This is a genomic window from Stutzerimonas zhaodongensis, assembly GCF_003696365.1.
Lineage (GTDB): Bacteria > Pseudomonadota > Gammaproteobacteria > Pseudomonadales > Pseudomonadaceae > Stutzerimonas > Stutzerimonas zhaodongensis.
The window spans coordinates 41,298-53,948 of record NZ_RFFM01000007.1; the positions used below are offsets into that span (position 1 = coordinate 41,298).

A 12,651-nucleotide genomic window follows, 5' to 3' on the forward strand; every position below is an offset into this window, starting at 1 on the left:
CAGTGGCGCCGAAGCGCGCAGTCGCTTCGGCGCCCGGAATTACTGCGGTAGAACTTCCAGCGTAGCGCTGTAGCTGGCGCGGCGTTCGGTGGCGGGCTTGCTGACGCCTTTATCCGTCTTCATCTCGGCCTCCAGCCAGTACATGCCCGCATTCGGCCATGTGATGCTTACCTTGCCCTCGGCATCGGTCTTCGCAGTGATCTCGCCCAGATCATCGCGGTAGCGATTGCCTCCAGGGATCACGCTGATCTCGACATCGGCCGCGGGCTTGCCATCAAGCAGGAATATGAACTCGGCCGCTTCGCCGGCAAACAGGTCGTTGGGGTGGGTGACCGGAGCCAGCTCCAGACCCGTGCCAGTTGTTTTCAGAACGTCTTCGGTGGGGTTGCCGGAGGTTACGAAGACTTCCATACGGTTGCTGTTTTGGCTGACTTTCAGGTCTTCAGCCTTTGCCGGGACGGCTTTGACGAAATCCTCGTTGGTGCCCATCCAGCGCCGCGTTTCGCCATTCTCCTTCCAGCTGGCGAACAGGCCGTCGTTGGCGACCGCCAGCTTGTAAGTGCCTTTCTGGGTCAGGTGCAGGTCGAAGGTGCTGCGGTAGCGACCCAACGCCCCATTCTCGACTTCGGCCTTGGAGCCATCGGGTGCGAACGCCTGCAGTTCCGGGATCGGGCGAGGCGGCATGCCTGGACGACCGGCCGGGGGCGTGTTGTCTTCGCCAATTCCCTTGAGTCGCATCGGGAAGTGCTCGAAGTAGAACAGGTCGTTGGAGACAGCGGCATCAACCGTGACCCAGGGGTCTTCACCGGACAGCACGGTGGCGGACGGCAACATCCAGGCGCGGTGGGCGTGGGCCGAAAGAGGCAGGCATACGGCGAGGGCCAGGGCGGTCCACTTCATTGCGGTTTTCATCGCGGCTTCCTTGATCAGGTTCGAAGTCAGGGGGTGAGGGTGAGGGAAATGGCGCCCAGCTCGCTTTCACCCTGGGCTTTATGGATCTGCTGGCTCGTCGCGGGCCAGCTGAATGGGACACGCAGCAGCTCGCGACCACCAACTTCACGCGCTGCCTCTATGACCAGCCGGTAATCCCCAGCTGGCAAATCATCGAGCGGGGCCTTGCTATCGTCGAACGTCAACTTATGGGTGCCCACGGCACGGGTCGCAGAGCTGACGCCATCCACAGGCAGCTCAAGGCTCCGGCCGCTGCGCCGCCACCATTGGCGCAGGTCCTTGAGCCATTTCTCACCTTCCTTGTCCTTGAGCTTCAGGTCATACCAGACGGCCAGGTCCGCGACGTGACTCTGGTCGGTTTTCTCCAGCCAGAGCGCGACATAGGGCCGGTGATATTCGGCGACCTGCAGACGGGGAATCTCGACTGAAATTTGTAGCTCCGCGGCCATGAGGGGGGTGCTTGACAGCACGAGCGGTAACAGCAGGGTTTTACGCATTGCAGATCCTTAATGAATGAACAGCAGCGCCAGCAGCACGGGAATGACCAGCCCAGCTCCTACCAATGGCCAGGTGGTCGGTCGGCCGGCGGCGTGGCGCTGCAACAGCAATAGCCCTGTGAGGCTGAACACCACGCAGGCTCCCGCGAAGATATCGATGAACCAGCTCCACGCCGCACCGGTGTTTCGGCCCTTGTGCAGGTCGTTCAGATAGGAAACCCAACCGCGGTCGGTGGACTCGTACAGCAGCTCGCCGCTGGCGAGGTCGAGACTCAACCAGGCGTCGCCACCGGGGCGGGGCAGGGGGATATAGAGTTCGCCACCGGACCACTCGGCGTCGCGGTCCCTCAGGTCGAGGTTCAGTTCGATTTCAATCCACTGACGTAATGCTGCGGGCAAGCCGGCATCAGGCGTCTGTGCTTGTAGAGCGTTCTGCAAAGTCTCTGGCAGTACAGCCTGACGCTCGACAACGACGGGGCTCGACTCGATCTGGGCGGCGTGGTTGAGGGTGAAGCCCGTGACTGCAAACAGCAACATGCCGACCAGGCATAGCGCCGAGCTGATCCAGTGCCATTGACGGAGCGTGCCAAGCCAGAGCTGCATGATTGTCCTTAGGTTTGCTAGGTGGCCGATTCTAGGGTGGTGTCTGGCGATATGCTAAAGATTTACAAACAGCATACATTCGCGTCTGGGAAGGTATGCAGCATCCAAATACGACGAAGCCGGAGCGGGCTCCGGCTTCGTCGCACACCCAGTAATTAGAAGTTGAGATTGGCCGACAGCCAGAGACGGCGGCCCTCTTCCAGGGTGCCTGAAGTGGCCTGGGCAATCTGGACGTAATCCGAGGCCCAGCCTACGGACCCCGTGCTGGTCGTGTAGTAGCTGCCTTTGGTGAAGTCCTTGTCGAAGAGGTTGTAGATGGTGGCGTTGAGGGTGAGGTTTTCCGTAGCGCGGAACGAGCCGCCCAAGTGGAATACCTCATAGGCTTTCAAGTCACCTGCCTGGTCCAACAGCGCCTGGTTGGCGGCTGTCAGGTTCTCGTAGCGGTCGGTGAAGCGCGCCCGCTTGCCACGGTATTCGCCGCGCATCCAGAGCGTCAGGCTGTCCGTGGTTTCCCAGCTGACCCGAGCGTGGGCCATGTGCTCTGGCGTATTGGTCAGCGGCGCGCCCTTGTTGGCGCCACTCTTCTGCTCGCTGTCTGTATAGGTATAGTTCATCGCCAGCGTCCAGGCCGGAGCGAACTCCCAGCTGCCAGCCAGCTCCAGGCCTTGGGTCACGGCTTCGTCGATGTTGATGCTCTGAGCGAAGTCAGCCTGAGTAAAGGCTGCACCGTAGCTGACGCAGCCAGGCTGATTGGGATTACCTGCCGCAAAACAGTTGGCGATTGGCGTACCGCTGTCGATCTTGTCTTCGAACTTGTTATGGAAAATGGTGGCGTTGGCGTTGAAACCCACCAAGTTGTCGTAATAGAAGCCCACCTCGGAATTGGTTGTTATTTCGGGGTCCAGACCAGGGCTGCCGATGGTGATGGTGCGTCCCTGCCCAGTGACACCGTTGACCCCGTCATGCAGCTGATTGAGCGTCGGTGTTTTGTAGCCCCGGCTGACGCCGCCTTTCACGGTCCAGTTATCGGTGGTGTTCCATACCAGGTAGGCGCGTGGGCTGACATGCCCGCCAAACGCTTCATGATCCTCGTACCGTGCGCCCAGCGTCAGCGCCAGGTCATCGCGAAGGCGCCATTCGTCTTCAGCGAACAGGGCCCAGGATTTCTGCTGGAACGTCTGCGAGGAAATGCCATCTTTGACCTCTGCATCCCACCACTGACCGCCGACGGTCGTCGTGTGCGAATCGCCAATGGGCGCTGTGAATTTGCTGTCGACTACCAGGTCGGTGGACTCGAGTGTGCGATCCGAACCTCCGACAATCGACGGAAATCCGGTGTAGGCCCGGCCGGGGACGCCAGGGATGGTCCGGCCAATGGTTTCGGTTTTGTTGTGCGTCACGCTGCTGGTCAGGGTGCCTGCATCAAAACGGCCCGTATGGCTGAGAGCGATCTGATCACGCTCGAAGCGCAGCTCGTCGCGGTATCCGTTGGCGACGGTGGGCGCCACGGTGATGCACCCGGTAGCGGCGTCGCCGCTGGTGTAGCCGTCCAGATTCCCAAGCTGGCATTCGTCGTTGTTATACGCTTGCCGGCCTTGCTCGATGTCGAGGGAGATGTCGTGGGCATCGTTGGGCGTCAGGGTCAGTCGACCTCCAACGACACGGTTGGTACCTTCGACCGGCGAAGCGCCGCGTCGACTCACTCGCGCATCGTTATCGAAGGCCAGGTCCGATTCGCCCCGGTCGAAATAACTGCCACGCAGCGAAAGACCCAAGAGGTTATCGATCAGCGGACCGCTGGCATAGAGGCTGGTACTGGTCGTTCGACCGTAATCGCTGTTTTCCTGAAATGTGTTGTCGATGCTGGCCGCAAGACCCCATTGATCGGCGACCTTTTTGGTAATGATGTTGACCACGCCACCCATTGCGTCCGATCCATAGAGCGTCGACATGGGCCCGCGAATGACCTCGATTCGTTCGATGGCGGACATTGGCGGAATGAAGCTGGTCGAGGTTTCGTTGAAACCATTCGGGGTGATGTTGCCAGCACTGTTCTGCCGCCGGCCATCGATCAGGATCAGCGTGTAGTCGCTGGGCAACCCGCGGATGCTGATGTTCAGTCCGCCGGTTTTGCCTGTACCTTGGCGCACGTCGATGCCTTCGACCTCTTCCAGCGCCTGGGCCAGATTGCTGTAGCGCTTGCGCTGAAGCTCCTCAGCGCTGATCACGCTGATGCTCGCTGGTGCGTCGGTGATTTTCTGTTCGAAGCCCGAAGCGCTGACGACGACGTCGCCGAGGTTTACCGAGTCTGTTTCAGCCATCAGGGGTGCGCTGAGAGCGATGAGAGCGCCAGCCAGAGCGGTTCGTGTGAAGGGTATGCGCATGCGTGTCTCCATGACCTCAGATGTCGTTTCGCTGCGCATGATAGTGATTCGTAATATCGATATACTTTAGCCATGTTTCAAAATGTAACAATGAGCAGTCGATGGTCCTGTTTGCTCAAGCAAATGCGAGGCTGCTAAGCAATTCGCAATGTGGGAAGTTTGGGTGTCACTGAAGGGAAGCGGCCCTTTGCGGGCCGCTGAACATCAGGGCATCTGTACTTCGATGACACCCTCGGCGTTTATGCTGATCTGCCTCGTGCCCGCCTCGACATCGGGTGTTGGCATCGCGTCCATGGTCTTCATCGCGAAGTTGCGCATCTCCGGCTGATAGCCCGCGCCGCTTCCAAGATTGAGGTTCACGATCCGGTAATCGGAGCCTCCCAGCGCCTCGGTAGCAAGCTGGGCGCGGGCACGGAAAGCGGCAACAGCATCCTTCAGCAAACTGTCTTCGTTCTGCTTGCGGATCGCATCAGAAACGCTGAAATGCATGCTGCCCATTTTAAGGTCCTGCATCAGTTCACCGGTGAGCTTGGAAAGCGCGGCAAAGTCGCTGCTCTCCAGGCGCAGCTCGGCACGCTCGCGCCAGCCGCTGATCTGTTGCCCTTTTTCTTCATAGATCGGATAGCTGCTGCGGCTGCCTTGACTGACAACTACGCCTTTGACCTGGCGAGCGCGTTGAAGCGCCTTGTTCATGGCTTCGGTGGTTTGTGCGGCCAGTTGCGCCGGATCCTTCTGCTGAGCTTCGCTATACAAAGTGACATGCATACGGTCGTGGGCCACTTCGCTCGTGGCCTCGGCACGTAGGGAAATCTGGTTGTAGCGAGCTTCGTCAGCGACAGCGGGAAGGCAGGCAATGCAAGCCAGCAGCGCAATGCTGCGGGGGACGGAAACGAACATGAAAGCTCCTTAGTTCGATTGCACCAGCGGTGCGGCGCAGAGACTTTATCCTTTTGGATGTTACCGCGCAGTTTTTCGTGCGGCGCGTTGACGCAGATCGGCTGTGATTCGGGCGCCTTGGTTATACTCGCGACACCTTTGGAGCCCCCATGCAAGCATCCGTCCATCTGCTTTCTGCCAGCCGTCAGAACCTCCGTCTCCTCACCCTCATCCGCATTCTGGTGCTGGCTGCTCAGGCCGGTGCGGTCGGGTTGGCCTACGCCACGCAGATGTTTGGCCTGCCGTGGTTTCACCTTGCCGTCACCCTGGTGGTTTCGGCTTTTATCTGCCTGGGTACTGCATTGCGGCTGCGCGGGCCCTGGCCGGTGACGGAACTTGAATATGCGGTGCATCTGGCGGCCGATCTGCTGATCCACAGCGCACTGCTGTATTACTCGGGCGGCTCGACCAACCCATTCGTGTCCTATTACCTGGTGCCACTAACCATCGCGGCTGCGACGTTGCCGTGGTTGTATTCCGTGGTGCTGTCGGGCCTGGCGCTGGTCGGCTATACCCTGATGCTGGTGTGGTACGACCCGGTCACCGTACCGCCGGTCGATCGCACGACGCTTCTGGTATACGGGATGTGGCTGAGTTTTGCGTTGGCTGCAGCGCTTATCACCTTTTTCGTGGCCCGCATGGCCGAGCAGTTGCGGCGTCAGGAGCAATTTCAGGCTCAGCGTCGCGAGGAGAGCATGCGAGATCAGCAACTGTTGGCGGTCGCCACACAGGCCGCAGGCGCCGCTCATGAATTGGGAACGCCGCTCGCCACCATGAGTGTGCTGCTCAAGGAGCTGCGTCAGGATCACAAGGCGTCGCCGCAGCTCAGCGAAGACCTGGCATTGTTGCAGTCGCAGGTCCAGCTTTGCAAAGACAGCCTTCGCCAGCTGGTGCGTGCCGCGGAAGCGGATCGCCGGCAGGCCATCGTCGAGCAGACCGTCCGCGAATGGGTCGAGTCCGTGTTGCAGCGTTGGCATCTGATGCACCCCGAAGCGACCTACCGTTTTCAATGCCTGGGCAAGGGTACTCCGCCGCGCTTGATGCCGCCGGCGGATCTGGGGCAGTCATTGCTCAACCTGCTCAACAACGCCACCGATGCCAGCCCGGACAATCTTGATATTCGCCTGGACTGGGACGCGCAGTGGATCAAGCTGACCATCCGAGACCACGGCGCCGGCGTGCCACTGGCCATTGCGGAGCAGATTGGCAGACCCTTCATCACGACCAAGGGCAAGGGTTTCGGACTGGGCCTCTTTCTCAGCCAGGCGAGCGTTACGCGCGCCGGAGGTACCGTGAAACTTTACAATCACGAAGATGGTGGCACCCTGACTGAATTACGCCTGCCACATGGCTCAGTGCGGGCCTGACCGACGTGATCAATACGCGAGGAATGCAAACATGACCGAAGAGCTGCAGCACGACGGCGAAGATCAGCCCCATCTGCTGCTGGTGGACGACGACCCGACCTTTACCCGCGTCATGGCTCGCGCCATGAGTCGCCGCGGCCTGCACGTCAGCATCGCTGGCTCGGCCGAAGAAGGCCTGGAAATGGCAAAGCAGGATCTGCCGGACTACGCGGTTCTGGATCTGAAAATGGAAGGTGATTCCGGACTGGTGCTGCTGCCCAAGCTGCTAGAGCTGGATCCGGAAATGAAGGTGTTGATCCTCACCGGTTACTCGAGCATTGCCACTGCTGTCGAGGCCATCAAGCGCGGTGCCTGCAACTACCTGTGCAAGCCAGCCGACGCGGACGATGTACTGGCGGCACTGCTCTCCAAACATGCTGATCTGGACACCCTGGTTCCCGAAAACCCGATGTCGGTGGATCGCCTGCAGTGGGAACACATCCAGCGTGTACTGACCGAGCACGATGGCAACATCTCCGCGACGGCGCGTGCCTTGGGCATGCATCGGCGGACCTTGCAGCGCAAGCTGCAGAAGCGCCCGGTACGTCGCTAACACCTGCATGAGCTGGAAGGGTACGCCTCACCGCTTCCAGTTCATTGCGTATCTGCAGCTAACATAGGACGGCCTCTTCGTCCCGAGTTCGCCCATGTTGTCCGTTGCCATCCAGACCCTGGGCATCACCGCCCCGGTGTTCGTCATGCTGTTCATCGGTGTTGCGCTCAAGCATCTGGGCTGGATCGATGCGGCCTTCATACAGACTGCCTCGACGCTGGTCTTCAAGGCTACGATGCCGACGCTGCTATTTCTGTCGATCATCAATGCCGACCTCGACGCAGCACTGCAGCCGGCCTTGCTGACCTATTACGTCATCGCCACTGTCGCGATGTTCTTTCTGGCGTGGGCATGGGCGCTTTGGCGCTGCCCAGCCGCGGACCGTGGCGTCTATGTCCAAGGCGCGTTCCGGGGTAACAACGGCATCGTCGGTCTGGCGTTGGCCACCAGCCTCTACGGAGATTACGGGCTGTCACTCGGCGGCGTACTGGCTGGCATTGTGATACTGGTTTACAACAGTCTGTCTGCGTTGATTCTGGCCATCTACAACCCGAATGGGCGCGTCAGTGCCGGCACGATTCTACTCAGCATTCTGCGCAACCCGTTGGTGATCGGTGTAACAAGCGCGGTGCCCTTTGCCTATTGGCAAATCCCGCTACCGGACTGGCTGATGACTTCGGGGCGTTATTTCGCACAGATGACGCTGCCCCTGGCGCTCATCTGCATCGGTGGCACGCTGACCCTGTCGGTACTGCGAGAAAGCAGCCGCATCGCCATGGGGTCGAGCATGATGAAAATGGTATGGCTGCCGGCGTTGGCTACCTTGGGGGCCGGGCTGATGGGCTTCCGCGGAGCGGACCTGGGCATCCTGTTCCTTTACTTTGCAAGCCCCACGGCGTCCGCCAGTTATGTGATGGCACGGGCAGTCAATGCAAACCATCAGTTGGCTGCGGTCATCATCGTGATCACCACGCTGATGGCTGCGCTGAGCGTCAACGTCGGGCTCTTCCTGTTGGGCTGGGTTGGCTGGCTCTAGGGGTATCCAACACGCCAAATCAACCACGCCACTTAGCCAAGCGTCGGACCGCGGATGATAGATTTCACTGGCCAACCGTGTGATCTGTTTGGTTTTTTCGGACCAACGGCAGCATCAACAAGTCCGTAATCGGTCATCAGACCTCAGAAAAAAATAACGATATGCGTCACCTTCCCCATGACAGCTCAAGGCCATCTCAAGGCCGTTACTTAGTTTTGGGAATTGCATTCAATGTCGCTATTCACTCCGACGAGCCGGTCGCTGATCCGAGATGCTGACCGCGTCGTCAGTTTGCCTCGCAGGTTAGGCCCCGGCCTGGCGCTGCTGTTGCTACTGAACGTGGGGGCCTTCGCAGGAGGGATCTGGATCGGACGTGATCTGGATTCAGCACCGCAAACCGTACTCCAAGAGGAGCCCGGCCTCGATACTGAGGGTCGTTTCGCCATTGCGCGTGTCGGCAAGGTGGTGGGTCGGCTGAAGTCCCTTGAATCCGACGTGCTGGCGCTGCAGCAGATGATGGGCGAGCAGCGCGTTCTGAATGCTCAGCTTTCAGCGCTGGATCCCGCGCTTCTGCCATTGCTGGCTCCCGATCGGCCTGCTCGCGGCGGAGCGGGGCAGGGCGGTGTGCTGTTGCCACCGCAGACTTGCTCTGGCGAGTTGTCGACCAAGACCGGCAGCGTATCGCTTGCCGACCTTGAACGCACCGAAACGTCCGCCCGCTGCATACGCGAAGTGCTTGACCTGATGATGCAGCAGGTCGCTGAACGCAATGCTGCACTCATGGCGATCCCGTCTCGCCGCCCGGTTGACGAGGCGCGTCTGGGGTCGCCATTCGGCAACCGCATCGATCCCTTCCGTAAGCAGCCTGCCTTTCATTCGGGTGTGGATTTCTCACTGCGCTCCGGTGCGGAAGTTCGTGCCGCGGCAGGCGGGCGAGTGCGGTTTGCCGGCTACCGTGGCGCCTATGGAAACCTCGTGGAGGTCGATCACGGCAACGGCTTGGTAACCCGCTACGCGCACTTGTCAAAGATTCTGGTGCGCAGCGGAGATGTGATTACGCCTGAGCACAAGATTGGCGCGGTGGGTTCTACCGGACGCTCGACCGGTCCGCACCTCCATTTCGAGGTGTTGCACAAGGGCCGATTCGTCGACCCGCAGCGCTTCCTTGCCCTCGGCGATCTCGAGCGAGCCGAGGATGGTCAGGCAGATGACTAAAACTGTCGACACGCGCGAGCTGCTGCGTGCCGACCATCGGCTCGTGGCTGCTCGTGCAACGCGGCGCTGGGTATGGGTAGTGCTGGTGATGCTATGTGGGTTCGCGGGCCTTCTCTACATGCGTTGGGAAGATGGCACAGACCAGGCGCGTCAGCTTCAAGAGCTGGCGAGCGATAATCAGAAGCTCCGTGAGGCACTCAGCCAGAGCCGGTTGCAGGAGCAGGAAGCCGAAGCCACGCAGGAGCAGCTGCTCAGCCGGATTGCCGGATTGTCCGCCCAGATCGACCGCCTACAGACCGAATTGGCCTTCTTCCAGCAGCAGAAGAAGTCTCGCTAAATCCATCGGAGGAAAAATGTTCAACAAGAAAAAATCGGTGTCACAGATCACCGTCGATCAGTTCTCGAGCCTCATATCGAGCAACCTGTCTCTCAGCGGTGACGTGGAGTTCGAGGACGGACTGAAGGTGAACGGTACGGTGAAGGGCAACGTCAAGCACAAGACCGGCACTCGCAGCTTGCTGGCCTTGAGTGCTGAAGGTCGGATCGAAGGGAATGTCAGCAGTCACGACGCCTTGATCGACGGCACGATCGTCGGTGACCTGAGGGTCGAACATCTGCTGGAGCTACATTCCAACGCGCGGGTACACGGCAATATTCGCTATCGCCACCTCAGCATGGAAAACGGTGCCGTGGTCGAAGGGACGCTCAGCCGTATGAGCGATGAAGAGGAAACCGCACAGGTCTTGGAGCTGCCGCGATCTCAAGTGCGTGAGGGCTGATGCCCGCGCCGTGCCGTAAGTGCCCGCCTTGTGATCAGGCCCAGGGTCACGACACCTCCGCGGGCTTCATCTTTCAGTGCTGCTTTTTCCAGGCGCGGGTCGTGATCACTAGCAGGGTCACTGCCGTAAGCGGAACCGCGTAGCCAATCATTGCATCACCAAAGGTTTCGGCGAAGGGGCGTCCGGCGCTGGCCATGACCAGATAGCCGGTGTAGGCCGCGTAGTAGGCCAGGAACAGCAATCCCTCCCAGCGGTTGATCGCATAGCCGGTGAAGAAAATCGGCAGGCAGGCCACCGCCACCGCGATCATCACGGGGAAGTCGAACGCCAATGCGCTGGCCGCCACGCTGATCGCTGTTGGCGACACCAGAGAGGCAAGCCCCAGCACGCAGAGCAGGTTGAATATATTGCTGCCGACAATGTTGCCTACTGCGATGTCACGCTCGCCACGAATGGCGGCAAGTATCGATGTGGCCAGCTCGGGCAGCGATGTGCCTATCGCAATCACCGTCAGGCCAATGACCAGTTCCGACAGGCCAAGCGCCCGGGCCAGCGACACGGCGCCTTCGACAAGAAAGTTGGAGCCGGCGACCAGCAGCACCAGGCCGACGATCACCAGCGCGGCATTGATCAGCGTGGCGTATGGCTTGGGTGTTTCGTCAAGGCCGAACTCCTTGGCGAACTCATCATCGGCCGTAGCGGCTGCACTGGCGCGGCGACTGCTGATGATCAGAAAAAGCGTGTAACCGACGACTCCCGAGAACAGCAGCGCTCCGTCGAGACGACTGAGCGACCCGTCCCACGCCAAGGCGTAAGTGACCAGGCTTGCGCCGATCATGATGGGAACATCGAGGCGGATAAGCTGACGGGAAACTACCAGGGGTGCGATCAGTGAGGTCATCCCGAGGATCAGCAGCACGTTGGCGATGTTGCTGCCCAGCACGTTGCCGATGGCAATATCCCCGCTGCCGTTGAAAGAAGCTTGTACGCTGACCGCGGTTTCCGGCGCACTGGTGCCGAATGCCACGACCGTCAGGCCAATGATCAGGGGTGGAATGCCAAATTGCGCCGCCAGTTTGGCTGCGCCTCGTACCAGCACTTCAGCGCCGGCAACGAGTAGGACGAGGCCGGCAATCAGGTACACGAAAGTCATCGCAGACACGATGGTAAAGCTCCAAAGGGGGTGGGGGCGGTGGCCTAGCGCTGGTGCTTCCAGGCGCGCAGGAAGATCACTAAAAGCGTGACGGCCGTCAAGGGCAATACGTACCAGGTCATTGCATGACGTAACAGGTTGATGGCCGGGAGCCCGGTGGAAAACATCACCAGATACAGGGTATAGGCAATGTAGTAGCCAAAGAACAACAGCCCTTCCCAGCGATTGATCCGGTATCCCGAGAAGAAGATAGGCAAACAGGCGACAAAGACTGCGAGCATGACCGGAAGGTCGAACGCTAGCGCGTTGGGTGAGATGGAAAGCCCGTCGGAGGAAATGGCAGCGCCCGCGCCAAGGACCAGCAGCAGATTGAAAATGCAGCTGCCGACGATATTGCCCACCGCAATGTCACGCTCGCCGCGATACACCGCCATCACCGATGTCGCCAGTTCCGGCATGGACGTCCCTACTGCAATGACGGTGAGCCCGATGACCAGCTCGGACAAGCCAAGCGCGCGAGCCAGGGCTACGGCCCCTTCGATAAGCAGGTTGGAGCCGACGATCAGCAAGCCCAGGCCGAGCACCACCAAAAACAGCTGGAAGACCCAGCCCAGAGGTTTCTTGGTATTTTCATCAGCGCCGAACTCATTGGCGAACTCATCCTGCTGACGGTTCTTTTCGCGTTTGCTAACGACAACCAGAAAGGCCGTGTACACCAGCAGCAGCGCAAGCAAAATGAAACCGTCGAGTTGGCTGACCCGACCATTCCACGCCAGGCCGAAGGTCAGCAAGCCGGCGCCGATCATGACCGGTACGTCAAGACGGACCAACTGCCGTGACACCACGAGCGGAGCGACAAGCGCCGAAAGGCCGAGAATCAGAAGGATGTTGGCGATGTTGCTGCCGATTACGTTGCCAACGGCGATATCCCCGCTGCCATTGAGCGAAGCTTGAATGCTGACTGCCGTTTCAGGCGCGCTGGTACCAAAGGCGACGACGGTCAAACCGATGATCAGCGGCGATATGCCGAAACGTGCCGCCAGCCTCGAAGCGCCTCGCACCAGCGCCTCTGCACCTACAACCAGCAATACCAGTCCACCGACCAGGTAGGCCAATGTGATCAAGCTCATTGAAACTC

13 protein-coding genes are annotated in these 12,651 nt (G+C 60.0%); 6 read left to right on the forward strand and 7 right to left on the reverse strand.

Translation table 11 applies throughout. From position 1 onward, the window contains the following. Positions 1-39: 39 nt before the first annotated feature. The 5 genes from EA797_RS19270 to EA797_RS19290 all read right to left on the reverse strand — a co-directional run bounded on the left by EA797_RS19270 (position 40) and on the right by EA797_RS19290 (position 5,332). Positions 40-912 (reverse strand): DUF4198 domain-containing protein, encoded by an 873-nt coding sequence (locus EA797_RS19270; RefSeq protein WP_122168203.1) that lies wholly within the window; start codon positions 910-912, stop codon positions 40-42. Positions 913-938: 26 nt separating this feature from the next. Beyond that, on the reverse strand, positions 939-1,448 hold the full coding sequence (locus tag EA797_RS19275; protein WP_122168205.1) for a DUF2271 domain-containing protein: 510 nt from the start codon (positions 1,446-1,448) through the stop codon (positions 939-941). Between the two features lie 9 nt (positions 1,449-1,457). After that, positions 1,458-2,051, reverse strand: a complete 594-nt coding sequence (locus EA797_RS19280) for a PepSY-associated TM helix domain-containing protein (protein WP_122168207.1) — start codon at positions 2,049-2,051, stop codon at positions 1,458-1,460. A 155-nt stretch (positions 2,052-2,206) separates the two neighbouring features. Continuing rightward, complete coding sequence (locus EA797_RS19285) at positions 2,207-4,435, reverse strand: TonB-dependent receptor domain-containing protein (protein ID WP_122168209.1); 2,229 nt, start codon at positions 4,433-4,435, stop codon at positions 2,207-2,209. A 204-nt stretch (positions 4,436-4,639) separates the two neighbouring features. Further along, positions 4,640-5,332 carry an SIMPL domain-containing protein gene (locus EA797_RS19290; RefSeq protein WP_122168211.1) on the reverse strand — a complete coding sequence of 231 codons (693 nt, stop codon included), beginning with the start codon at positions 5,330-5,332 and terminating at the stop codon, positions 4,640-4,642. A 149-nt stretch (positions 5,333-5,481) separates the two neighbouring features. Here EA797_RS19290 and EA797_RS19295 point away from each other — a divergent pair, with 149 nt between their 5' ends. The 6 genes from EA797_RS19295 to EA797_RS19320 all read left to right on the forward strand — a co-directional run bounded on the left by EA797_RS19295 (position 5,482) and on the right by EA797_RS19320 (position 10,360). Further along, positions 5,482-6,738, forward strand: a complete 1,257-nt coding sequence (locus tag EA797_RS19295) for an ATP-binding protein (protein WP_122168213.1) — start codon at positions 5,482-5,484, stop codon at positions 6,736-6,738. A gap of 31 nt (positions 6,739-6,769) precedes the next feature. Then, the gene (locus EA797_RS19300) at positions 6,770-7,330 is read left to right on the forward strand and encodes a response regulator transcription factor (RefSeq protein WP_122168215.1); all 561 of its coding nucleotides are present in this window, start codon (positions 6,770-6,772) and stop codon (positions 7,328-7,330) included. A gap of 94 nt (positions 7,331-7,424) precedes the next feature. Beyond that, positions 7,425-8,366, forward strand: coding sequence for an AEC family transporter (locus tag EA797_RS19305; protein WP_122168217.1), 942 nt, complete (start codon positions 7,425-7,427; stop codon positions 8,364-8,366). Positions 8,367-8,597: 231 nt separating this feature from the next. After that, positions 8,598-9,581 carry a M23 family metallopeptidase gene (locus EA797_RS19310; RefSeq protein WP_122168219.1) on the forward strand — a complete coding sequence of 328 codons (984 nt, stop codon included), beginning with the start codon at positions 8,598-8,600 and terminating at the stop codon, positions 9,579-9,581. Continuing rightward, a complete protein-coding gene (locus tag EA797_RS19315) occupies positions 9,574-9,918 on the forward strand; it encodes a hypothetical protein (protein ID WP_244214167.1) in 345 nt (114 codons plus the stop codon). Before EA797_RS19310 ends, EA797_RS19315 begins: the two co-directional genes overlap by 8 nt. A 16-nt stretch (positions 9,919-9,934) precedes the next feature. Continuing rightward, the gene (locus EA797_RS19320; protein ID WP_122168223.1) at positions 9,935-10,360 is read left to right on the forward strand and encodes a bactofilin family protein; all 426 of its coding nucleotides are present in this window, start codon (positions 9,935-9,937) and stop codon (positions 10,358-10,360) included. A 73-nt stretch (positions 10,361-10,433) separates the two neighbouring features. Here EA797_RS19320 and EA797_RS19325 read toward each other — a convergent pair whose 3' ends face one another. Together EA797_RS19325 and EA797_RS19330 are read right to left on the reverse strand one after the other, a co-directional pair. Further along, positions 10,434-11,522, reverse strand: a complete 1,089-nt coding sequence (locus EA797_RS19325) for a calcium/sodium antiporter (RefSeq protein ID WP_122168225.1) — start codon at positions 11,520-11,522, stop codon at positions 10,434-10,436. A gap of 35 nt (positions 11,523-11,557) precedes the next feature. After that, positions 11,558-12,643: a calcium/sodium antiporter gene (locus tag EA797_RS19330; RefSeq protein WP_122168227.1), complete on the reverse strand. Its 1,086-nt coding sequence runs from the start codon at positions 12,641-12,643 to the stop codon at positions 11,558-11,560. Positions 12,644-12,651: the final 8 nt, after the last annotated feature.

Coding starts and splice junctions, on each gene's coding strand:
- EA797_RS19305 (WP_122168217.1), top strand. CDS start 7,425: ATGTTGTCCGTTGCCATCCAGACCCTGGGCATCACCGCCCCGGTGTTC.
- EA797_RS19290 (WP_122168211.1), bottom strand. CDS start 5,332: ATGTTCGTTTCCGTCCCCCGCAGCATTGCGCTGCTGGCTTGCATTGCC.
- EA797_RS19295 (WP_122168213.1), top strand. CDS start 5,482: ATGCAAGCATCCGTCCATCTGCTTTCTGCCAGCCGTCAGAACCTCCGT.
- EA797_RS19320 (WP_122168223.1), top strand. CDS start 9,935: ATGTTCAACAAGAAAAAATCGGTGTCACAGATCACCGTCGATCAGTTC.
- EA797_RS19330 (WP_122168227.1), bottom strand. CDS start 12,643: ATGAGCTTGATCACATTGGCCTACCTGGTCGGTGGACTGGTATTGCTG.
- EA797_RS19315 (WP_244214167.1), top strand. CDS start 9,574: ATGACTAAAACTGTCGACACGCGCGAGCTGCTGCGTGCCGACCATCGG.
- EA797_RS19310 (WP_122168219.1), top strand. CDS start 8,598: ATGTCGCTATTCACTCCGACGAGCCGGTCGCTGATCCGAGATGCTGAC.
- EA797_RS19280 (WP_122168207.1), bottom strand. CDS start 2,051: ATGCAGCTCTGGCTTGGCACGCTCCGTCAATGGCACTGGATCAGCTCG.
- EA797_RS19285 (WP_122168209.1), bottom strand. CDS start 4,435: ATGCGCATACCCTTCACACGAACCGCTCTGGCTGGCGCTCTCATCGCT.
- EA797_RS19275 (WP_122168205.1), bottom strand. CDS start 1,448: ATGCGTAAAACCCTGCTGTTACCGCTCGTGCTGTCAAGCACCCCCCTC.
- EA797_RS19300 (WP_122168215.1), top strand. CDS start 6,770: ATGACCGAAGAGCTGCAGCACGACGGCGAAGATCAGCCCCATCTGCTG.
- EA797_RS19270 (WP_122168203.1), bottom strand. CDS start 912: ATGAAAACCGCAATGAAGTGGACCGCCCTGGCCCTCGCCGTATGCCTG.